Annotated in this window: 19 protein-coding genes; 3 read left to right on the top strand and 16 right to left on the bottom strand. The window is 38.9% G+C overall.

The annotated features are described in order from the left end of the window. Positions 1-434 precede the first annotated feature (434 nt). A complete protein-coding gene (gene mdh, locus M5121_RS13520; RefSeq protein WP_249571443.1) occupies positions 435-1,607 on the top strand; it encodes an iron-dependent methanol dehydrogenase in 1,173 nt (390 codons plus the stop codon). 365 nt (positions 1,608-1,972) lie between these two features. Here the strand turns inward: mdh and M5121_RS13525 are convergent, their stop codons facing one another. Next, the gene (locus M5121_RS13525; RefSeq protein WP_249571444.1) at positions 1,973-3,154 is read right to left on the bottom strand and encodes a transcriptional regulator; all 1,182 of its coding nucleotides are present in this window, start codon (positions 3,152-3,154) and stop codon (positions 1,973-1,975) included. Between the two features lie 142 nt (positions 3,155-3,296). Between M5121_RS13525 and exaC the strand changes: the two genes are divergently transcribed. Then, positions 3,297-4,808, top strand: coding sequence for an acetaldehyde dehydrogenase ExaC (exaC, locus tag M5121_RS13530; protein WP_249571445.1), 1,512 nt, complete (start codon positions 3,297-3,299; stop codon positions 4,806-4,808). Between the two features lie 212 nt (positions 4,809-5,020). Here exaC and M5121_RS13535 read toward each other — a convergent pair whose 3' ends face one another. From M5121_RS13535 to M5121_RS13565, 7 genes are all read right to left on the bottom strand, one after another. After that, entirely contained in the window at positions 5,021-6,415 is a 1,395-nt protein-coding gene (locus M5121_RS13535; RefSeq protein WP_087537208.1) for an amino acid permease, read from the bottom strand. A gap of 178 nt (positions 6,416-6,593) precedes the next feature. Continuing rightward, positions 6,594-7,568, bottom strand: coding sequence for a succinylglutamate desuccinylase (gene astE, locus M5121_RS13540; protein ID WP_249571446.1), 975 nt, complete (start codon positions 7,566-7,568; stop codon positions 6,594-6,596). 34 nt (positions 7,569-7,602) lie between these two features. Beyond that, a complete protein-coding gene (gene astB / locus M5121_RS13545; protein ID WP_249571447.1) occupies positions 7,603-8,943 on the bottom strand; it encodes an N-succinylarginine dihydrolase in 1,341 nt (446 codons plus the stop codon). Positions 8,944-8,975: 32 nt separating this feature from the next. Further along, positions 8,976-10,445, bottom strand: a complete 1,470-nt coding sequence (astD, locus tag M5121_RS13550) for a succinylglutamate-semialdehyde dehydrogenase (RefSeq protein ID WP_249571448.1) — start codon at positions 10,443-10,445, stop codon at positions 8,976-8,978. Then, positions 10,445-11,488: an arginine N-succinyltransferase gene (astA, locus tag M5121_RS13555; protein WP_249571449.1), complete on the bottom strand. Its 1,044-nt coding sequence runs from the start codon at positions 11,486-11,488 to the stop codon at positions 10,445-10,447. The genes astD and astA overlap by 1 nt, the downstream gene beginning before the upstream one ends. 22 nt (positions 11,489-11,510) lie before the next feature. After that, entirely contained in the window at positions 11,511-12,716 is a 1,206-nt protein-coding gene (locus tag M5121_RS13560; RefSeq protein ID WP_249571450.1) for an aspartate aminotransferase family protein, read from the bottom strand. 79 nt (positions 12,717-12,795) lie between these two features. After that, the gene (locus M5121_RS13565; protein ID WP_249571451.1) at positions 12,796-14,070 is read right to left on the bottom strand and encodes a Glu/Leu/Phe/Val family dehydrogenase; all 1,275 of its coding nucleotides are present in this window, start codon (positions 14,068-14,070) and stop codon (positions 12,796-12,798) included. A 226-nt stretch (positions 14,071-14,296) separates the two neighbouring features. Between M5121_RS13565 and M5121_RS13570 the strand changes: the two genes are divergently transcribed. After that, positions 14,297-14,719, top strand: a complete 423-nt coding sequence (locus M5121_RS13570) for an Lrp/AsnC family transcriptional regulator (RefSeq protein WP_004660976.1) — start codon at positions 14,297-14,299, stop codon at positions 14,717-14,719. Between the two features lie 82 nt (positions 14,720-14,801). Here the strand turns inward: M5121_RS13570 and M5121_RS13575 are convergent, their stop codons facing one another. From M5121_RS13575 to M5121_RS13610, 8 genes are all read right to left on the bottom strand, one after another. Next, positions 14,802-15,641: an SDR family NAD(P)-dependent oxidoreductase gene (locus tag M5121_RS13575; protein WP_249571452.1), complete on the bottom strand. Its 840-nt coding sequence runs from the start codon at positions 15,639-15,641 to the stop codon at positions 14,802-14,804. A gap of 9 nt (positions 15,642-15,650) precedes the next feature. Next, positions 15,651-16,718 carry an amidohydrolase family protein gene (locus M5121_RS13580; RefSeq protein WP_249571453.1) on the bottom strand — a complete coding sequence of 356 codons (1,068 nt, stop codon included), beginning with the start codon at positions 16,716-16,718 and terminating at the stop codon, positions 15,651-15,653. A gap of 298 nt (positions 16,719-17,016) precedes the next feature. After that, on the bottom strand, positions 17,017-17,127 hold the full coding sequence (locus M5121_RS13585) for a hypothetical protein (RefSeq protein ID WP_249571456.1): 111 nt from the start codon (positions 17,125-17,127) through the stop codon (positions 17,017-17,019). A gap of 213 nt (positions 17,128-17,340) precedes the next feature. Continuing rightward, positions 17,341-19,041 carry an NAD-dependent malic enzyme gene (locus M5121_RS13590; RefSeq protein WP_241283735.1) on the bottom strand — a complete coding sequence of 567 codons (1,701 nt, stop codon included), beginning with the start codon at positions 19,039-19,041 and terminating at the stop codon, positions 17,341-17,343. Positions 19,042-19,333: 292 nt separating this feature from the next. After that, positions 19,334-19,720, bottom strand: a complete 387-nt coding sequence (locus M5121_RS13595; RefSeq protein ID WP_087537219.1) for a carboxymuconolactone decarboxylase family protein — start codon at positions 19,718-19,720, stop codon at positions 19,334-19,336. Next, a complete protein-coding gene (locus M5121_RS13600; protein ID WP_249571454.1) occupies positions 19,717-21,174 on the bottom strand; it encodes an NAD-dependent succinate-semialdehyde dehydrogenase in 1,458 nt (485 codons plus the stop codon). The genes M5121_RS13595 and M5121_RS13600 overlap by 4 nt, the downstream gene beginning before the upstream one ends. 538 nt (positions 21,175-21,712) lie before the next feature. Then, positions 21,713-22,486 carry an NAD(+) diphosphatase gene (gene nudC, locus M5121_RS13605; RefSeq protein WP_249571455.1) on the bottom strand — a complete coding sequence of 258 codons (774 nt, stop codon included), beginning with the start codon at positions 22,484-22,486 and terminating at the stop codon, positions 21,713-21,715. Positions 22,487-22,583: 97 nt separating this feature from the next. After that, positions 22,584-22,796 carry a TIGR03643 family protein gene (locus M5121_RS13610; protein ID WP_046738190.1) on the bottom strand — a complete coding sequence of 71 codons (213 nt, stop codon included), beginning with the start codon at positions 22,794-22,796 and terminating at the stop codon, positions 22,584-22,586. Positions 22,797-24,001 lie beyond the last annotated feature (1,205 nt).

A 24,001-nucleotide genomic window follows, 5' to 3' on the forward strand; every position in this document is an offset into this window, starting at 1 on the left:
TCTGTTTCTTGCTCATGGTAAACTCCTAATGAGTATGTATAGTTTACCAAGTTAAACCCTCCTGTTTTTTAAGCACACATCATTGCCATGCCAAATAAAGTTTTAGCTTTCATTTTATCCTCTTGATTTTATCAAAATTGACTAAACAATTTATAGAGATAAAACCGTGAATAAAATGTTAGATTTACTCTTTATTACATTAAAAAACAATTATTTAACAACATTAATATTCAGTAAAAAATACAGATATTTAATTTTCTAATATGCATCGATTGCGCCGAGATAAAAATTCATATTATTTCATTTAAACAGTCTGAGACATTTCTTGGTAGGTTTTTGGTAGGTAGGAAAAATTTTTGAGCCTTGCATACTGAGCCTACAGTGATGAGATCACTGAATAACAAACAATGGAATATGGAAGAAGGAATCGCTCCATGGCTTTTAAAAATATTGCAGATCAAACTAACGGTTTTTACATCCCTTGTGTATCTCTCTTTGGACCAGGCTGTGCAAAAGAAATCGGTGCGAAAGCACAGAATCTTGGTGCAAAAAAAGCACTGATCGTAACTGATCAAGGCTTATTTAAATTTGGTGTCGCAGACACCATTGCACAATATTTAAAAGATGCAGGCGTAGACAGCCACATTTTTCCAGGCGCTGAACCAAATCCAACTGACATCAATGTGCATCATGGTGTAGAAGCCTATAACGACAATAGCTGTGATTTTATTGTCTCTTTAGGTGGTGGCTCATCACACGATTGTGCAAAAGGGATTGGACTCGTCACGGCTGGCGGTGGTCATATCCGTGACTATGAAGGTATTGATAAAAGTACAGTACCAATGACCCCACTTATTGCGATTAATACGACTGCGGGTACTGCATCAGAAATGACCCGTTTCTGTATTATTACCAATACCGATACCCACGTAAAAATGGCAATTGTTGACTGGCGCTGCACCCCACTGATTGCAATTGATGACCCTAAACTCATGGTTGCAAAGCCAGCAGGTTTAACCGCTGCAACGGGAATGGATGCACTTACACATGCAGTTGAAGCTTATGTATCGACTGCAGCAAACCCAATCACCGATGCCTGTGCAGAAAAAGCGATTACCATGATTAGTCAATGGTTACGTCCTGCTGTTGCCAATGGCGAAAATATTGAAGCACGTGATGCCATGAGTTATGCACAGTACTTGGCAGGTATGGCATTTAACAATGCATCTCTAGGTTATGTTCATGCGATGGCACATCAATTAGGTGGTTTCTATAATCTGCCGCATGGTGTATGTAATGCGGTACTGTTACCCCATGTCTGTGAATTCAACTTAATTGCCTGTCAGGATCGTTATGCAAAAATTGCTGAACTTATGGGTGTAAATACTGAAGGGCTTACAGAAACTGAAGCGGCTTTTGCAGCCATTGACGCCATTCGGGAATTATCATCTTCAATCGGTATCCCATCAGGTTTAACTGAACTTGGCGTAAAAAAAGAAGATCTTGCAATCATGGCTGAAAATGCTCAAAAAGATGCTTGTATGCTGACTAACCCTCGCAAAGCAACGCATGCCCAAGTTGTTGAGATTTTTAAAGCAGCATTGTAATCCACGCTTTTCCCGAGAAGTAAGCTGAATCTCTCCGACCGTCGGCTTACTTGATTTTGGGAATACCCCTCAAAAGGTATTCCCTTTTTTACTTCATTGAGCTTATCAACATCCATAATCGAATCAAATTTCAGCGAACTTGTGAATCATTTTTTCTAAATTAACCGTGTCTTTGATAAGGTCAAACGCTGCTATATTGTTTAAAGGTTATGAACTAAATTAAGCGAATCATATTGTTTTTCAATTTGATTAGATGATATGCCTTTAGACAAATTTTTCTAATGCCACCTAAATGACATTCCAAAAGATATCACCCTTTGTTATTGAATATTAAAACAAAATTTTATTTTTTAAATCCGCTATTGTTATGACATATCTCTGAATTTGCTCAGCGATTGATGAGCAGGATGATCTAAAGGTAACAATTCAATTAATCTTTCAACGGCATCAATTGCTTCAGGAAAATGAGCTACATGTTTCAGTAATACATCAATTTCTTTGGTTTTAAAAATCATATCGCTGAGACGTGATTCAAGACAATCTCGCCATGCGCATAGGAAAGGACTTTCTGTTTTTGATAAGAAGATACCCTTATACAATTGTAATGCTGAGGCGATATAACCCGAATCAAGTGCCTGTTCCACATATAAAAAATCAGCTTCTACATTTGCAAGTAAGCGATAAGGTCTTGAGCCTAGCATTCCGCCCAAAATATCACGTAACTGTGACATCTCAGCCTTTAACGTTCCAACACTGACTTTACGCTCACCATAAAGCGCTTGATGTAAATTTTCTAAATTTAAACCATTCGGACAGAGCGCTAAAATTGCCAAAATTTCAATTTGACGCGGCGTTAAAACCAAAGATTTATTATTAAACATCACTTGCGGTGAAGTAAAAGCGCGGATATATAAACGCTGACGTTGCTGTTCAATCAGAGCGGTTTGAATAATAGATGCACAACGCTCAGCAGCCAATACACCGAGCGTATTGTGATTTTTCCAAGTTGTGGATAAATCCACGACACCTAACACTTGTTTGGAGTAGGGATCAATCACTGGCGCTGCATAACAAACCCAGTCATGCACTGATTCCATATAATGCTCATTTGAAAACACGCAACTAGATTGTTGAGTCTTTAAAGACAGCGCTAAGGCATTCGTCCCAACCTCTTCTTCTGCCCATTGACCGCCTGCAATAAAATGTACCTTTTCAGCGGCGCTTTGCATCTGCGTACTGGAAGCAGTCCAAATAATTGTACTCCCCACATCGCCAACCGCAATCACCATAGATGATTGTGCCGCAATATGACTGAGATCATTTGAACAAGCCTCTAATGCTAAATCTAAAGTCGTTTTTACTTTCTTATGTTGTGCCAATAAAGGTGCAGCCAAGCGCTCTTTTGGAATAGCACAAGATGCTGAGCGTTGCCAAGAACTGGCAATACTTTGTCCTAACATTTCAGCACTTTGCGGCGACAAACTATTGTGTCGCTTAAGTTGATCAATTGATGTTCGTTGTTGTAATAGGTCTCGTTTTGTAAACATTTGTGTATCCCTTACTAATGACCACGATTTCCAACCTTTCTCCAACCTTCCCAGTTATATCCTAATCAAATAGCGTACAAAAGTACCTTATACCAAAGCTGTAGATGCTTAACAGATCAATTATAAGCAAAGGAATATATATATGCGTTATGTCGATCCTAATCAACCTGATTCAAAGGTTCAATTCAAAGCTCAATACGAGAACTTTATTGGCGGTCAATGGGTAGCACCTATTAAAGGAGAATACTTCGATAATATCTCTCCTGTCGATGGCAAAGTATTTACAAAAGTACCGCGTTCGTCAGCTGAAGATATCGAACTCGCATTAGATGCAGCACACAAAGCCAAAGCTGAGTGGAATAAAAGCTCTCCGACAGTACGTTCAAATATTTTACTTAAAATCGCTGATAGACTAGAACAAAATCTAGAATATCTTGCCGTTGCAGAAACTTGGGATAATGGTAAGCCTGTTCGAGAAACACTTGCTGCCGATATTCCATTGGCAATTGACCACTTCCGCTATTTTGCTGGTTGTATCCGTGCACAGGAAGGTGGCATTTCAGAAATCGATGAAGATACAATCGCTTACCATTTCCACGAACCTCTAGGTGTCGTTGGACAAATTATTCCATGGAACTTCCCAATTCTCATGGCTGCATGGAAACTTGCTCCTGCACTAGCAGCAGGTAACTGTGTCGTATTAAAACCAGCAGAACAAACACCTGTAAGCATTCTACTTGTTTTAGAATTAATCCAAGATATTCTACCTGCTGGTGTATTAAACGTTGTGAATGGCTATGGTGTCGAAGTAGGCCGTCCACTTGCCACTAATCCTCGTATTGCCAAAATTGCATTTACAGGTTCAACCCAAGTTGGGCAGTTGATCATGCAATATGCAACTGAGAATATTATTCCAGTCACTTTAGAACTTGGTGGAAAATCTCCAAATATCTTCTTTGAAGATGTTATGGATCAAGAAGATGATTTTCTTGATAAAGCACTTGAAGGCTTTGCAATGTTCGCACTCAATCAAGGCGAGATTTGTACTTGTCCATCTCGCGCATTAGTTCAAGAAAGTATTGCGGATAAGTTCTTAGAAAAAGCCATTGAGCGTGTGAAACGTATCAAAGTTGGACATCCACTTGATACTGAAACAATGGTTGGTGCACAAGCTTCACAAGAACAACAGGAAAAAATCCTACGTTGTATTAACATGGGTCGAGAAGAAGGCGCTGAACTTCTTACGGGTGGTGGTGCTAGACAAGAAGTGGGTGAAGGTTTCTATATCGAACCAACTGTCTTCAAAGGACACAACGAGATGCAGATCTTCCAAGAAGAAATTTTTGGACCAGTTCTATCTGTAACAACGTTCAAAGATTTTGATGAAGCCATCAAAATCGCAAATGACACCATCTATGGTTTAGGTGCTGGGGTTTGGGCTCGTTCTGCACATACTTCATACCGCGCTGGTCGAGCAGTTGAAGCAGGCCGTGTTTGGACAAACTGTTATCACATCTATCCTGCCCATGCTGCATTTGGTGGTTATAAAAAATCAGGCGTGGGTCGTGAAAACCACAGAATGATGTTAGATCACTATCAACAAACCAAGAATTTATTGGTGAGTTATTCAACTAAACCTGCTGGATTCTTCTAAAACATGACTAGCGATATTTACCTATAAGTAAATATCCTAAATCAAATGAAAAGAGCAAGTACTACGGCACTTGCTCTTTTTTGTCATCTCTATTTGAAGTTTTTTACATTTTATAAACAGCTAAATGGTCATTTCCTAAAGTAAAAAAGACGAATCTCAACTCAAAGATTCTGAGTAAGGATTCGTCTTTTATGAAAGATTAGCTTATACAGTTAAGCTTTGTTTTTATAAAACATATAGTAGCTTGCATAGCAGGCGATGATAAATAGAACACAGCAGACAAAACCAACTTGCATTGACGGATCTGCCACCATACTAATACAAGTAATGACACAGAAGGCCCCGCCTAAAATTGGTGTCAACGGAAACAACGGTGCAGCAAATTGAAGGTCTTTTACGGTTTTACCAGACTTAATCCATTGTCTACGGAAGTTAAATTGGCTCACACAAATTGAGATCCAAACCACGACCATAGTAAAAGCAGCAACACCCAGTAAATTTTTAAAAATGGTTTCAGGCGCAAATTGTTCAGATAATAAACCAGGAATTGCACCAAACATGGTGACAATAATGGCAATAATTGGCGTACCTGAACGTGTCAATTTAGCAAACACTTTAGGAAGTTGATTCTGCGCTGACAATGACCACATCATTCGAGAAGCAGCAAATAAGCCTGAGTTAGCAGCCGATAAAAGTGCAGTAATAATCACAAAACGAATAATATCTTCTGCATATGGAATGCCGATGTAATTAAATACCGTTACAAATGGACTATTACTTACGCCTTCTGCATTGAGTCCTGCCATTTCATAAGGCAGTAATGCACAAATCACCACAATCGTACCAACAAAGAAAATCAATAAACGCCAAATTGCAGCATTAATTGCTTTCGGTACCGTTTTCGCAGGTTCTTCAGCTTCCCCTGCGGCAACCCCAATCAGTTCTGTACCAGAGAATGCAAAATTAACGATCAGCATTGTGGCAAAAATTGGGTAAATACCATTTGGGAACCAACCATGCTCGGTCAATTTACTAAACAGCGGTGCTGACTCATGACCATGATAGGAGATCAAGCCAAAAATAGCGGCTAGGCCCAATGCAATAAAACAGATAATGGTGAGAACTTTAACCAAAGATAGCCAAAATTCCGACTCAGCAAATAACCGAGTGGAACTCACATTCAGCGTAAAGACCAGTGCTGCAAATAATAAGGTCCATGTCCACATGGATATGGAAGGAAACCACTCCTGCATGAGTAAAGCTGCAGCTGTGAATTCAGTACCTAATGTTGCAGTCCAAGTCAACCAATACAACCATGTGATCATATAGCCCGTGCCTGGTCCAATATAGGTTCTGGCATATTCACCAAATGAACCCGAAACTGGCATCTGTACTGCCAACTCACCTAAACACAGCATCACCATGTAGGCAATGATACCACCAAGCAGGTAAGAGAGAATCGCACCAATGGGACCTGCCTGTGAAATCACATCACCTGAGCCTAAAAATAAGCCCGTTCCAATTGCACCACCTAATGAAATCATCACCAAATGACGTTTCGTCATGGCACGTTTTAGCGGCTTACCCACTTCCATATTGTTAATCATACACGATCACTCCAACTATCTTTTTATGACAACCTGTCCTTGCTTTCCACTTCATAAAAATGAATATCCAATGGATATTTTTTCCGATCTTTTGTTTTCTACTGAACATCCATATTCAAACTCCATTTACGCCTATTCCGTATCACATCCATTTTTTAAAAGTCGATGTATGTGTATGCTACCCAATTTCCTTTAAAACCAGTCCAGCTCTCAAGCCCATCTTCACATTTGGATTTGGAAATAAAATCCAAACTTGTTGATTATCGACGACATAATTGCCTGCTTGCTGAGTTGCAATCACCTCATCTTTCTGAAAGGTTGAAAAATTAGGTGCATCAGCACTTAATTGCAATTGGAAATCGTCACTCTGCTTTAGAACGGAGTCCACCACCTTAAATTGGCGAATACTTGGCTTCTGTCTACATGGCAAAGGCTGCTCTGAAAGTACCGCACGTAAAACCTGATCGGTACTCGCAAATTCAGCTAAATCATTTTGACCAAACGGCTTTGCTTTGCCTAACTCCAAGGTACTACTCGCCGCTTGACATCGTTCAGCAGTAAAATGAGTAAAGGTTTTTCCAACCGCATTGTGATACACCAAAGCATCCAAATCCGCAGCATTCAAACTTTGAATCAGGAAGTCATCATAGGGCTGTGTTTGATAGGGAAATAATGCAAATACAGGCAGTAATGATGCACGAATTGCAGTGTGCAGATCATAATGATAGCGCTGTGCTTCAAACTGACTTTGCTCAAAAAACTCTGAAGTACACTGTTCTAATTGTGCTGCTCGATGCGTTTCATCATCTTGTGCTAACTTCTGATATGCACCACAAAACATTCGGTTCATATCATTTTCGAGATAACGAACACCTTGTCGAATTGCCTTAGGATTACCTAAAACAAAGAGTACACGCACCGCTAATTTTAAATGCTCAGCAAATAGGTCACTAATGATGCGAGACATTAATTCAATCGGTGCTGTTTCATTACCATGAATTCCAGCAGAAAGCACCATGGTTTTTCTATACGCTGTTTTAGGTGTACATTGCAGTAACCCTTCACCTAGCCATTGCCATGTAAACTCAACTGTTTCACCCTGCATTTGCTCGGGTTCCTGTTGCGCTAAAGTCAACGCGAGTAGATCAACCATGTACTTTCATCCTTAAAAGCCGTTCTTTACTGTTTTATCTTTGGAAGTGATAAACCGAGCCTAAATTTAAAATCTTAGTGAGTTCATCTAGCGCAGTACGGCTCTCAATCAATAAACTTGGATCAGCCAAATCATCCTGCGTTAACTCATCACGGTAATGCCGATCCACCCACTGATTCAGTGTTTTGAACAAAGCATCATTCATGAACAAGTTTGGATTGACTGCATTCAGCTCAGCTTCGTTTACAGCAACACGAAGTCTTAAACATGCAGGTCCGCCGCCATTCCGCATACTTTCACGCAGATCAAATACTTTAATGTCGTCAATTGGTGTTCCCATTTGAATCATGTCATTTAAGTAACTCCAAACGGCTGAGTTTTGACGAGATTCTTCTGGTACAACAATGCTCATGCCACCATCAGCATGGGTTAAAATTTGACTGTTGAATAAATAAGTTGAAACAGCATCTTCAACCTTCACTCGACTTTCAGGCACTTCAATCGAAACAAACTCTTGTTCAATTTCGGCCATCTTGTGACGAATTTCATCTAAGGCTGCAGCTTGATTTAAAAAAGCATGTTGGTGATGGAACAACACCTGTTGGTTACTCACGGCGATCACATCATTATGAAATACGCCTTGATCAATCACGTCAGGATTTTGCTGAATAAATACAGTACGCTTTGCATCTAACCGATGTAAACGCGCAATCGCTTCACTCGCCTCACGCGTTTGACGTGCAGGGAATTTTTGTGGTGCAACCGTACCACCAAGTTGTTGTTGACCGTAAACAAAAACTTGCACGGCAGCCTGATCATAAGCACCGCCTAGACGATTATGATTGGCTGCACCTTCATCGCCAAATAAAGCAGCTTCTGGCAACGCTTCATGATGTGCGAAATATACATCATTCTTGAACATCGCTTGAAGAATACGAGTCGTTGTATGATGCTCAATTGACCGATGGAACTTATTATTTAGGTTTGCAGCAGTAAAATGCATCCGCCCGTCAGCACTGTCAGCCGATGGTGATACCGTACACGAGTTCGCGGTCCACATCGATGACGCTGAACTCAATGATGATAGCAACGCAGGTGCCGTACGCATAGCTTGAGCAATTACATCAATATCACTACCCGTAAAGCCTAAACGACGCAGTGTTGGTACATGCGGACGCTCTTGTGGTGCAAACACGCCTTGTTTAAACCCTAAGTCTGCAAGGGCTTTCATTTTCTTCAAGCCTTGTTTTGCCGCAAGCTTAGGATTTGATGCATTATTACGGTTTTTAGTTGAAGCCACATTACCAAATGATAAGCCCGCATAATGATGCGTAGGACCAACTAAACCATCAAAATTGATTTCATAACCAGACATTTTATTCTCCATGTGTCCCGATGCGATCCGTCTTAGAGCACAATGCCCGGTGATAATTTTGCAGGAAGCGTCACGTTATCACTTTCCAATGATGCCATTGGCCAAGCACTATAATCTGCTGCATAAAAGGCACTCGCTCGGTGATTACCAGAAGCACCTACTCCACCAAATGGTGCTGCACTTGAAGCACCAGTCAATGGTTTATTCCAATTCACAATACCCGCACGTGCTTCAACCAACACACGATCAAATAAATCTCGGTCAGGTGAAACCAAACCAACCGCTAAACCAAAGCGAGTGTTATTGGCGATGCTTAATGCTTCATCAAAAGTGTTGTAGCGATAAATCGTCGTCAATGGACCGAAGTATTCATCATCAGGAATACCATCGACCTGTGTTAAATCTAAAATACCTGCTGTTAACAATGAACTGTCTGCTTGTGGACGTGTCATTTCTAATAATGGTTTTGCACCTAAAGCAATCAGTTTAGTTTGTGCTACTAACATTTGTTCAGCAGCACGAGAAGAAATCACACCACCCATAAATGGTTGTGGTTCAGCATTCCACTCACCAACAACTAGATTCTTCGCGACTTCTACAAAACGTTGAATGAAGGCATCACCATTTACACCGTGCTTAACAATGATTCGGCGTGCACAAGTACAACGTTGTCCTGCCGAAACAAAAGCGGATTGAATCGCTAAATTCACGACCGCATCAATATCAGTTGCTTCATCAATGATAAGGGCATTATTACCACCCATTTCTAAAGCAAGTATTTTTTCAGGCGCGCCTGCCATTTGCTTATGCAAGTGATAGCCTGTATTGGCACTGCCTGTGAACAACAAACCGTCAATTTGTTCAGCCGCAGCAAGTGCCTCACCTGTACTACGCCCACCTTGTACGATATTCAATACGCCATTCGGCAAACCTGCTTGCTGCCATAACTTTGCCGTTTCTTCCGCAGTCCAAGGGGTAAGTTCACTTGGTTTAAACACTATGGTATTGCCTGCAATCAATGCAGGAACAATATGACCATTTGGCAAATGACCTGGGAAGTTATATGGACCAAATACAGCCAAAACACCATGTGGACGATGACGTAGTGAAGCAATACCATCTGGCATTCTAGTTTCACTGAAACCCGTACGTTGATCATAAGCACGAATTGAAATCGCGACTTTGCCAACCATCGATTGCACTTCGGTCAATGTTTCCCAAAGTGGTTTACTGGTTTCTTGACTAATCACTTGAGCCAATTCATTTTTATTCTGCTCAAGTAGACTCGCAAAACGTTCAATAATTGCGATACGATCTTCTAACGGCATACGTGCCCAAGCAGGAAATGCCTGACGAGCAGCAAGACATGCCTGCTCAACATCAGCTTGGCTGGCTTCATGACCTGCCCAAATTTGCTGATTGTTAACAGGGTTGGTTTTACTGAATGCGGTTCCTTGTCCTTGGATCCAAGCACCATCAATTAATAATGCACCTTGTGACATTAGTTCTTCTCCATTTTTTCTAATGCTAAAACGCGTACTTGATCGTGTTCAGCAATATTCAGTGCTTGTGCTTGTGCTGCTGTCATGTGCAAAGTGTCACTTTCAGTGATTTTGTTATTGATCAACAACACGCAATAATCTTGGTATTGGTCATTCGCAACCAAAAAATGAGTTTCTGTCGTTTCAACTTGCTCAGTGATTTGAACGTTGAGCAAACGACTCTCTTTGACTGCACGTAGTTCAGCGGTATTGGCTTCCAGTGTTGGTCCTGCATCAAAAATATCCACATAACCCTGATATTTAAGCCCTTCTGACATCAACACTTTTGCCGCAGGTAATGTGTGCGGATGTACTTCAGCAATCACAGCACGCGCCTCTGAGGTCAGCAAATCAACATAGACTGGAAATCTCGGCATGAGTTCGGCGATAAACGCTTTTTGTCCTACACCACTTAAATAATCCGCAGCTGCAAAATCCATATCAAAAAATAGATAACCGAGCGAATCCCAAAATGGCGAATGTCCATTTTGATCTGAAAAACCACGCATCTCAGCGATCAATCTTTCTTCAAAGAAAGAACGAAACGCTGCAATAAACAGAAAACGTACTTTTGATAAAAACTTACCGTTTTGGTTTTTGCGGTATTCAGGATCAAGGAACAAAGTGCAGAGTTCACTGCAACCAGTATGATCATTACTTAAAAAAAGAGTATCTAAAGTCTTATACACATTTAAGGCTTTAGAGGCATGCACCTGTTTTGCTACACGGAAGTTGTAAAATGGTTCTTTTAACCCCACTGCAACTTCAATCGCACTCACACCCACAATTTTGTGAATACTGGTATCTTCTAAAACAAACAAATAACTTGCCTCACACTTTTCGGTTAAGCCCGCTAAAGTGTGAGTCGTACGCGTAATACGTTCAGCTAAGATTTCTTTGTTTTTTGGTAAGGAGGTCAAGCCAATGCCCGACTCTCCTGCTCTTTGCGCTAAACGATAAATATCATCTAAGTCCCGATGCGCTGCATGTCTAACAATCATCATGGTTAGATGCTCACAACAAGATTTAGAGGCGTGCTAAGGCACGAGCAAAACGATTTAAACCTTCGTCAATATCTTCCATTGGAATAATCAGTGAAGGGGTAAAACGTACGACATCAGTACCTGCAACCAACGCCAACAAGCCTTCTTCACCCGCCAAGGTCACGATATTTTTTGCTTTACCTGCATATTCATCTTTCAGAACGCAACCAATTAATAGACCTTGACCGCGGATTTCTTTGAATAAACCATATTCAGTATTGATTTTATGCAAAGCATCCATGAAATATTGATGACGTTTTTTAACACCGTCTAAAACTTCTGGTGTATTAATAAATTCAAATACCGCACCTGCCACTGCACAAGCCAATGGATTACCACCATAAGTCGTACCGTGATCACCCACCGCATACATGTTGGCATAATGATCTGTAGTAATCATTGCGCCGATTGGGAAACCACCACCTAAGGCTTTTGCCGTCGTTAAAATATCTGGGGTTACGCCAGTATTCATGTAGGCATAAAGTGAACCTGTACGCCCAACGCCTGTTTGTACTTCATCAAAAATCAGCACAGCGCCTTTTTCATCGCACAACGCACGTAAGCCTTTCAAAAATTCGATGTCAGCAGGTAACACACCACCTTCACCTTGGATCGGTTCTACGATCACCGCACAGGTATTTTCAGTAATAATAGCTTTAGCAGCATCTAAATCATTAAATGCCGTATGCTCGATTCCACCCGGTAAAGGTGCAAAATCTTGAGAATATTTAGGTTGTCCACCTGCTGTTACGGTAAACAAAGTTCGACCGTGGAATGCATTTTTAAATGCAACAATATGATTTTTATTTGGATTACCACTGAGTAAACCAACTTTACGTGCCAGTTTTAATGCTGCTTCGTTCGCTTCTGCACCAGAATTACAGAAAAATACTTTGTCAGCGAATGTACTTTCAACCAATTGTTTTGCAAGGCGTAATACTGGTTCGTTGGTATAACCATTACCAATGTGCCAAAGTTTTTGAGCTTGTTCTGTTAAAGCATTTACCGCAACTGGATGGGCATGACCTAAAGCATTAACCGCAATACCACCTGCAAAATCGATATATTCTTTATCGTTTTGATCCCAAATACGAGAACCTTCACCACGAACCAAAATGAAATTTGCTGGAGCAAAAACAGGCACCATCCAATCATTAAAATTGTTACGTGTAATTGCGACTTCGCTCATTTTATTTACTCACTTCCTGTTTTGATATGCAGGCTCATTGAATATTCAATGAGCCGTTTGCTTTAACTTTATGGATGGTTTATCCCGGGAAAATACCACGCTCTTTACGAGCTTTGAGGATACGTTCACACGCTAAAATATAAGCTGCTGTACGCAAGCTACATTGCTTTTGCGCTGCGGTATTCCACACATCACTCATGGCTTGAATCATCAGCTTGTCAAGACGTTCATTAATTTCGTCTTCGCTCCAGAAATAACTCGCCATATCTTGAACCCATTCAAAATAACTGACGGTTACACCACCTGCGTTACAAATTACGTCAGGAACTACAGTAATGTTACGGCTAACGAATACATCATCTGCTTCTGGATAAGTTGGTCCGTTTGCACCTTCAAGCACAATTTTCGCTTTGAGTTTTTGTGCACGTTCAACCGTAATCTGACCTTCTAATGCTGCTGGAATCAGAATATCCATATCGACATCCCAGAATTCCTCATCCGAGATCACAGTGGCTTCAGCAAAACCTTTCACGCCACCCTGTTCCGCAACATGCTTTTGTAATGCTTTTACGTTAAAACCTTCGGCATTAAAAATTGTGCCTGTGTGATCTTGCACAGCAACAATTTTTGCACCTGCCTGATTAAACAAATAAGCAGCTTCATTACCTACGTTACCAAAGCCTTGAACTGCAACTTTGCTGCCTTCGATAGCTAATTTGATACGCTCTGCAACTTGCATACCTGTAATAAATACGCCACGACCTGTTGCACGAACACGGCCGAGTGAACCACCTAAATGCACAGGTTTTCCAGTTACAACACCCGTAACCGTGTGACCTTTAATACTTGAATAAGTATCCATCATCCAGCCCATGATATTGGCATTAGTACCAACATCAGGTGCAGGAATATCAATTTGTGGGCCGATAATTGGGCTAATTTCACTAGTAAAACGACGAGTTAAACGCTCTAATTCACGTGTTGAAAGTTCTTTTGGGTTGACACGAATACCACCTTTTGCTCCGCCAAATGGGAGATTAAGCACCGCAGTTTTAATGGTCATCCATGCTGATAAGGCCATGACTTCATTCAATTCAACATCTTGGTGATAACGAATACCACCTTTACCAGGACCACGAGAGAGATTGTGCTGTACGCGATAGCCTTCAAAATGACGAATTGTGCCGTCATCCATCACGATTGGCACATCAACAATTAGCGTACGTTTTGGTGTTTTCAGTGTGTTGACAAAGTTGCTGAGGTCGGCATCCAAATAAGGTGCTACACGATCTACTTGAGTGAGAAAGGTTTGCCAAGCACTACCATTTTGAGCCGCATATGATAAAGACATCATCTTTTCCTTAATTAATCAATTGTCCCTGTTATCTACAGATTCCCTTACTGCAAAGGTTTCCGCTTACCCCATCGTTCCGTGTCAACATAGATCTCTTGATTCATTCGAAAAAAATGTTTGGGGCTTTGTATATTGATTATTATTAAGAATCAAATTGATTCACAAAATTCTTTATAATGATTAAAATGAATTAATTTTTATCAATTTGCTAATAGTAAGTATCAAAATGAACAATATTGATCATATTATCTTAGGTTTACTCAAAGATAATGCTCGGATCTCAATTACAGATCTGGCTGCCAAAACACGAGTCTCTAGAGCGACTGTGCAAAAACGAATTGAATACATGGAATCGACGGGTATCATCACGGGATATACTGTACGCTTTCGCCCTAATGTGGAGAAAAATATTATTCGGGCGTGGATGAATATCATGGTGGAGGGAACCAAAGCGCAAGCCGTTATTCGTGAATTACGCCTAGAATCAGCCGTTGAACGCCTGCATACTACAAACGGGAAATGGGATATTTTGGTTGAATTACAGTCCGACAGTTTAGAAAATTTTGACAAGGCACTCGAACGAATTCGAAATATTTCAGGTATTTATAATAGTGAAACAAGTATTTTACTTTCTACATATAAAACATAATGATAGATGATAATTCACCTTGAAATGAATTAACTAGGATGCTCACACAAATTAAATGAGCATCCTTAGGTTGAAGAATATTTTAACTTTTTTTCGAAGTTTTTTTGGTTAAAAAATCCAATGCTTGAGAATAATGAGTTGGTGTAATCCGCTGAATCAAATCTAAAATTTTGGCATCATTGCCAATCAATATTCGAGCTTTGTCCTGTTTGACCGCCTCTAAAATGATTTTCGCAGCTTCTTCAGGTGGGGTTTTCAAAACTTTATTAAATGATCGACTAGCCTTTGCAGGGTTCATACCCAAAGAACGAATACTGTCACTCATACGAGCACTATTAGCGATATTGGTTCGTATACCACCTGGATGCACACAAGTCGCACTGACACCATTATTTTGCATATTTAATTCTTGACGTAATGATTCGGTAAAACCACGCACTGCAAACTTTGTTGCGTTATAAGCACTTTGAGAAGGTTGAGCAGTGAGTCCAAATAAACTAGAAATATTAATGATATGCCCTTCACCACTTTGCTTTAAATAAGGCAAAAACTCTTTTGTGCCGTAGACAACACCCCAAAAATTAATATTAAAAATCCATTCCATTTCTTCATAGCTCATACCTTCTACTGTGCTTGCTAATGCAACGCCAGCATTGTTAAAAATCAAATTGATTTTGCCATGATCATTGAAACTATTCTCCGCCCATTCACGTACAGCTTGCTGATGAGAAACATCCAGTTTGGTTAAGGTAACTTTTACAGGATACTGTTTTACTAAAGACAATGTTTCGGCTAAACCTTGATCATTTACATCGCTCAAAGCTAAATCAGCGCCTTGCTGTGCTAATAAAATTGCAAGTTGTTGACCGATTCCAGAACCTGCACCCGTAATTGCAGCAACCTTTTGATTAAAACTTTTCATATGATGACTCTAATTTAATTGATAAAAATTGGCAGCGTTTTGTCTAAAAATGGAATACATCGCTTGATCACCATAAGGTGTGATCATTTCAATATAAGCTTGGATCAAATCGCTTAGCGTTGTATTTGCTTTATCCATAGGAAAATTTGAAGCAAAAATGATTCGATCTGGGCCAAATACCTGTATTGCATGTTGAATCAATGGTGTTAATAAATTCACCATTTCATAGACGGTTGCAGTACGGTATTGTTGATAAAATCGGTGTCCTAACACGGGCATCATCAGCCCTGAAATCTTGGCATAAACATTTTTCTGCTCAGCCAGAACTGCCAAATCACGCTGCCATTGCTGGAAAATGGCGGCACGTTGTGAAGGTGTTTGACCCGTTTTTTTGCCAATAGGGCCAAAAAGTCCTGCGGGTGTTGCCAAATGATCAACGACTATAGATGTTTGAGGAAATTGTTTCGCTAATTTTGTAATTTCTGAAATTTGTGTTGAATAAGTCCACGCATCAAAAGATAAATCCATTTTGGCAAGTTGTTCAAAGCCTTTAAGGAATTTTTTAGACTGATATAAATGTGCTTGATCACACCAACGATAAATACCAGAATCCTCATGCCAAGAAGCCATTTTACGAATCCCCCTAAATAGAGGGCTGGCATCTTGATGTGCTTTTAAAATCTGTTTAAATTTTCGATCTCGCGGATCAGCAGTGGCAATAATTGCACCTAGCTTTAAATTTTGGTCTTTAAAATTTAATTGTTGAATCCATTTGGTTTCTTCGACAACACCAAAGCCTTTATGATGATGCCAATTTGCTTCGACATGTACTACGCTTTCAATCCTATGATGTCCCATATCTTCATGATAATTTTGAGGGAGATAAGGACTCAACGCATATTTAGTTAATCCTAGCGTGTCTAAAAGTGGCTTCGGTTTAACGACTCGAATAACTTTATTCATCACACGGGGATAATTCCCCAAAGCTTTAACCAACAAGGCAGCAGAATGTGGAGTATGATATGGATCCCATTGATGGATATGCGGATCTATAATTGCAAAATCGAGTTTTCTCATTCCAACACTCTTTATTCTTTCAAATGATGAAGATGTGATGATCATCGTCCCAAGTCATCATTTATGTAATTTTTTAAATACGGCTTATTTTTAGAGTACAGAACAAAAATCTATGAATAAAATGATTTATTCTAATGAAGAGCTATGAATATTATTCATTGTTTTGAATGGCTGGATGAATATAATCCAAGCCGCATCCAGTAGATGTGATCATTGTAGCGAAACAGATTACCAAGCTTAAATTTGCTGTATTAAATGAATAGCTAAACAGTGCTATAAATCAGATTTTAAGCTGATTTTAAAGAAAATATTCCCAAATAATATAGCCTAACCCAAAACCGATCAAAGCATAGAGTGTGATAATAAAAAATACGAAACTCGCATTATTTTTCTTTTTAAAAAAACTCATATTTAGCCCATTCATATCAACCTCGTTATACTTTGAATGAATACAGATGATAAAGGTAGATACAGATTTTATAAAAAAAATATAACAGATAGTTGTATGAGAGTAATAATAAGCTAAAAACCTGAAAGATCATTCAAGATCAGTCAGGTTTTGTTCTGTTCTAGATTACTGAATTACATTTACATTTCATCAATCAAACTAGATCTGGCTCAATTAAAAAGTAACTCGGCGATAATTTCGATATTCAGGTGTCCAAAAATTATCTTCAATCACATTTTTCAGCACATCATTGCTCATGGGTACTGCTAATCCATCTGCCATCGCAGCTTTTGCAACTTTAAAAGCAATGAATTTGGAGACTTGATGAATGTCATTAATATTTGGCAATAGATCTGCAGCTGGATTTTTTAAACGTGGTGAGCAATCTGCCAATGCTGTGCTTGCAGCCATCAACATTGCATCACTAATATGATTTGCACCACACGCAATCACACCCAAGCCTATTCCCGGGAAAATATACGAATTATTACACTGAGCAATCGTATAAGTTTTACCTTGGAAATATACTGGTGCAAAAGGACTACCTGTCGCAACGATTGCAGCACCTTGTGTCCATTCAATAATATCTTTTGGCTGAGCTTCTACTTGAGAAGTCGGGTTAGATAATGGCAAAACAATCGGATGCTTATAATATTTAGCCAAAGTTTTAATCACTTCTTCACTAAATAGACCTGCTTGCCCTGATACACCAATCAGAATACTTGGTTTCGCATTTTTTACGACATCAAGTAGCGCAATCTCTTGTCCTGAATATTCCCATTCTGAAATTGTATTCACAGGTGTTGCGAGTTTTTGTTGAAAGTCGAGTAAATTGGGCTGTTGATCAGTCATTAAACCGAAGCGATCAACCATGAAAATACGTGAACGGGCTTCATGATCGCTCAAACCTTCATCCATCATTTGTCTAACGATATGCTCAGCAATACCACATCCTGCTGAACCAGCACCAACAAAAGTAATGGTTTGATCTTTGAGTTGTTTACCAAGTGCTCTAGATGCAGCAATTAAACTAGCAACTGTAACTGCTGCAGTTCCTTGAATATCATCATTAAAGCAGCAAATTTTATCTCGATACTGAGTCAACAATGGCATTGCATTAATTTGGGCAAAATCTTCAAACTGTATCAACACATTCGGCCAACGTTCACGCACAGCAGAAATAATCTGTTCGACAAATTGGTAATATTGCTCCCCTCTGATTCGAGGTTGCTTCAATCCCATGTAAATTGGATCGTTGAGTAATTCTTGATTATTTGTACCGACATCTATCGTAATCGGTAACGTATAAGCGGGACTAATACCTCCACATGCGGTATATAGAGATAATTTTCCAATTGGAATTCCCATACCGCCAATACCCTGATCACCTAAACCAAGGATGCGCTCACCATCGGTAATGACAATCACTTTGACATTTTTCTTATTTACATTATGAATAATTTGATCGATGTATTGACGTTCAGCATATGAGATGAAAATCCCACGATGACGACGATAAATATCAGAAAAACGCTGGCAAGCCTCGCCGACGGTTGGTGTATAAATAATGGGTAGCATTTCATCTAAATGCTGACTCAATAAATTATAAAAAAGAGTTTCATTTGTGTCTTGAATATTTCTTAAATAAATATGCTTATTCAAGTTATTGTCAAATGACAAGTACTGCTGATAAGAGCGTTGCGTTTGTTCTTCAATGTTTTCGATATTGTTAGGTATCAGTCCATGCAAGTTAAACTGCTCACGCTCTTCTGTTGAAAAAGCTGAACCTTTATTCAAGAGTGGAAGTTCTAAAAGAGCGTTCCCAGCATAGGGAATATATAAAGGTTTTTGGGTTTTACTAGGATTTGCGGGCATACCTTACTCTTTCGATGATCTATCAAATATCAAATTTTCTTTGCTCAAGATGGAATTAAAATCACCTTAAACGAAGTGCATAATTTACACCAATAGACACATAAAGCTGCATATATCTCAGTATATAAAAGTTGATTGGTTATTTAGAAAATAAATACTCTGTTTAAATTATATTCATCCTGACCGAAACAATCGTAACAATTGGTATGTCACTTTAAGAGCGAAGTGCCAAAATGAAATCACTTAAGCAAACATTACCAATAAGCTGGGTAATGTTTGCTCAATCGTTCAATTAGTTATTTTCTTGTTCATATTCCTGAATCGCTTCTTTAGCAATTTGGAAACTATCTACGGCTGCCGGTACACCACAATAAATTGCGACTTGTAGCAGCACCTCACGAATTTTTTCTTTAGGTACACCATTACGCAAAGCACCTTTGACATGCAGCTTCAACTCATGTGGACGATTCAGCGCAGAAATCATGGCAAGATTGATTAAGCTTCGTTCAGGCTTGCTCAGTTCCTCTCGCCCCCAAACTGCCCCCCAGCAATACTCTGTAACTAACTCTTGTAAAGGTAAGTTAAAATCATCAGTATTGTTGATCGAATTATTGACATAAGCTTCACCTAACACTTGTTTACGAATGGCTAAGCCTTTTTCAAATTTTTCATTACTCATGCATTCAATCCTCCAAATAAGGTGTATTTGATTTCAAGATAATCTTCGATCCCATATTTTGAACCTTCACGACCTAAGCCCGAATGTTTGATTCCACCAAATGGTGCGACTTCATTGGAAATTAAGCCTTTATTGATTCCAACCATACCGTATTCAAGCTGCTCACTCATCCGCCAAGCGCGTCCTAAATCTTTGGTATAACAATAGGCCGCTAAGCCAAATTCCGTCGCATTTGCCATTTCAATGGCTTGTTGTTCAGTTTCAAACTTGAATACAGCAGCCAATGGACCAAATGTTTCTTGAGTCGCCACATCCATCTCAGCGGTGACATCAGCAATAATGGTAGGTTCATAGAATAACTCACCCGCACTATGACGTTTACCACCAGCGACCAAACGACCTGCTTTAGCTAAGGCATCCGCAACATGAGCTTCAACCTTTTTCACTGCATTGGCATTAATTAATGGACCAATTTCACTCCCAACATCCAAACCATTGCCGATTGCAAAAGCATTGACCTTTTCACTTAATGCAGCAATGAATTTTTCGTAAATTCCTTCTTGAACAAGAAAGCGATTCACACAAACACAGGTTTGTCCTGCATTGCGATATTTAGCAATTAATGCCCCTTCGATTGCAGCATCCAAATCTGCGTCATCAAAGACGATAAAAGGCGCATTACCGCCCAATTCTAATGAAACTTTTTTCAGCGTTTGCGCTGAACGTTGATATAGTAATTTTCCAACGGGTGTTGAACCTGTAAAAGTAAATTTACGCACATCATCACTTTCAAAGATTGCATCCCCAATCGTGACCGCATCACCTGTAATGACAGTGAAAATCTCAGCAGGTACGCCTGCTTGAATCGCTAAATCGACCAAAGCCAATGCCGTAAATGGGGTTTCTGGCGCTGGTTTAACAATACAAGGACAACCCGCAGCCAAAGCAGGTGCAACTTTACGGGTAATCATTGCCGCAGGGAAATTCCACGGCGTGATTGCTGCAACAACCCCAATCGGTTGCTTGCTCACGATAATCCGTGCATCTGGATAAGGACTTGGAACAATATCACCATAAACGCGTTTTGCTTCTTCAGCAAACCATTCAACAAAGCTAGCAGCATATAAAATTTCACCTCTCGCTTCTGCTAAAGGTTTTCCTTGTTCGCTCGTCAAAATAAATGCAAGTTGATCTGCATTTTCAACCATCAAATCGAACCATTTTTTTAAAATCGTTGAACGATCTTTGGCTGTTTTATTTTTCCATGCTGCCCAACCTGCAACTGCTGCTTGAATTGCGCGTTCGGCTTCTGCCTTGCCCATATTCGGTACAGTACCAATCACTTCTTGTGTTGCAGGATTATAAATATCAGAAGTTTGTTGATTATCGGCATCACACCATTGTCCAGCAACAAAAGCTTGTTGATGAAATAATGGCCATTGATTAAGTTGCATACTGATTATCCTATTTAGACTTCGGCATTAATACACAGAACATTTTACAAAACAGTATCACTGTTCTGGTATCAATCAAACCTGTATTATGGCATTCCAAATAAATCTTGAAAAAAATTTTCGGTTGCTCGAATGTTATAGCTGGGCAGAGTAAAACTTGAAGTGCGACATAAACCACCTAATTAATTTAAAAGATTTATGGAGTATATAAAATTGTCATACCACCCCGACATTAAAATTCATATTTCAAAAATATATAAAAACATACTATTACATTATAAAAGCGATCTTAAATTTAAATTAATTTAAAAAATAGTTTAAATATCAAAAAACTAAAAATAAATATCATTTAACACTAAATAAAATCAATCATTCTCAATTTCATTCATTATAAATTCATGAGTAAATAAAACTATAATTATTTTCATGTTTAATCTGAAAGTATTTTATGCAAAATTCAGCATAAAATACTCGGATATCTGAATTATAAAATTGGCTAAATCCGCCCGAATAATGCTAATAAGTGAATCAATAAATATTACAACCATTCACTCGTATCATCGGCGACTGCTGTACCATGAATGATATGCATGATCATGGCATAGGCAATACTGCCTTTAAATGGGATTTCTGGAAGTTGATCAAATTTAAAAAATTGAGCATCACTAAGCTCATCTTGCTGTAATTCAATTTCACCCGCGTGATAATCTGCTTTAAATGCAACCATCAAATTACTTGGAAATGGCCAAGGCTGACTTGCCAAATATTCTATATTTTTAATATGTAGGCCTACTTCCTCAAGTGTCTCACGTCGAACGGCATCTTCTAATGTTTCCCCTACCTCAACAAAACCCGCGATCAAACTATACATTTTCGTTTTATTTCGTGCATTTTTTGCGAGGAGAATTTCATTATCCCCACGTGTAATAATCGTAATGACACATGGATTCACTTTTGGATATTGTGTATAGCCACAACTTGAACAAACCATCGCAAACTGCTCAATGCTCTGGGTGGTTTTAGTTCCACATCGACCACAAAACTGATGATTACGTCGCCATTCAAGTAATTGTACAGCTCGACTTGCTTGCTCAAATTGCGTCTTATTCCAAAACTGTACTAATTGACGAATCGGTACAAAATCGAATCCTTCAGGAATGGTTTCATTTTCAGATAAATCTCGAGCAATCACTTTATGATCACTTGATAACGCCAGATCGTTATGCAATCTTTCGACTTGAGGAAGTTGGAAATCTTGATCCACTAAAAGCTGCTGTTGTTGAAAAATATAAGCAATTGATAAATTAGACATTACTTTACCTTAGTGATATGCAATTGATCTATATAAATAAAATCTATACTGTAGAATTAGTTATGAACGGAAACTTCTAATTTGTCACTGATCTTATTCAATGATGCTTGTATTGGCGTGAGCAGTAACCACGAGACACTTCAGGCGAACGCAACTGCAAATGTTTTGTCTTACGTCCACTTACTCTCTTCCGCCAAAGCTTAAAGCTATTGGTTTGTAAATGAAGCCGCATAAGTCGGATTACAGCTGATTCATTCAAACCATATTCACGAGAGATCGCTTCAAATGGGGTTCTGTCTTCCCAAGCCATTTCAATAATTCTAGATATATCACCATCGAGATATTGAGCTGTCTGAATCACAAAATCATCCTTACTTTTTAGAATTAAACTCAAAATTCATGCAATAGATGACTATCAATCATCTGTTATCAGAATTTAAATATTTGGATGATATTAAGATGTTGTAGATGAAAAATTTGTGATTTTTTAAGATGAAGTAGTATAAGAAAATGATCTAAATAAGGGAGAAATTTAATCTCCCTTAAAACATAAGTGATTGATCTACAATTTTATATAATTCGTTTTATACGAGAGCAGTCTTTTTAAGATGTAACCTTGCTTAGGCTACTCAGAGATCAAAATTTTTTGACTTAAACAAACCATCGTAAACGGAACAGAATATTTACAGTATTGGATAATTAAAGTTAACCAGATTAAAAAAAGCCACATCTGGAAATGTGGCGAAATGTGTAACTATACTTGTACGGCTTTAGCGTATTTTTAAGTTAACTGAATTAGCTTAAATCAAACTGAATTTATCAAACTCAAGAAAGTTCTCTGATCAGTGATGATCATATTAAGTAATAAGACATCTACGTTTTATATAGGATGCAATCGGGTTAAATTAGAGCAGAAAAAAGAAAGACACTGGTTACTAAGCCAAGAAAGCACTCGTCATCTTGGTCGGCTATTCAGACAGTACAATTCAGTACTAGTCTCACGAATTAGTTTTAAAATTTACTGTGAGATTAATGTCCTAGGCTGTGACATAAAACTACTACAGCAAGCAGCGAAACGATTACATCAAAAATTTGTCTACCACATTCATCACATTGGTTTAGATAAAATTTTATGTATTCAAAGTCGGATTCAAAGAACAATGACAGACCAATGTTACGTCAATATTCTTGTTTAAGCTAAACCAAATGCAGAAATTAACTTCAATATTGATTTAAGTCTATTTCGCGATAGATACGAAAAGGATTCAATTCAACTTATCACCATTGCCGATGACCTGCTTGATAAACGCTTTGAACTATTCGCTAAAAGCAACAATCGTACTGATATCAATTTCAAGTAATGGAAAGGATTTTTTAAACATATGCTCTATCCTTTGAATCAGAGCATATAAAATCATCATTTACCACAACTTTGATGTGTGCTTAAAAAACAGGAGGGTTTAACTTGGTAAACTATACATACTCATTAGGAGTTTACCATGAGCAAGAAACAGA

Source organism: Acinetobacter sp. ANC5681 (assembly GCF_023488045.1).
In the GTDB taxonomy this organism is placed as follows: Bacteria; Pseudomonadota; Gammaproteobacteria; order Pseudomonadales; family Moraxellaceae; genus Acinetobacter.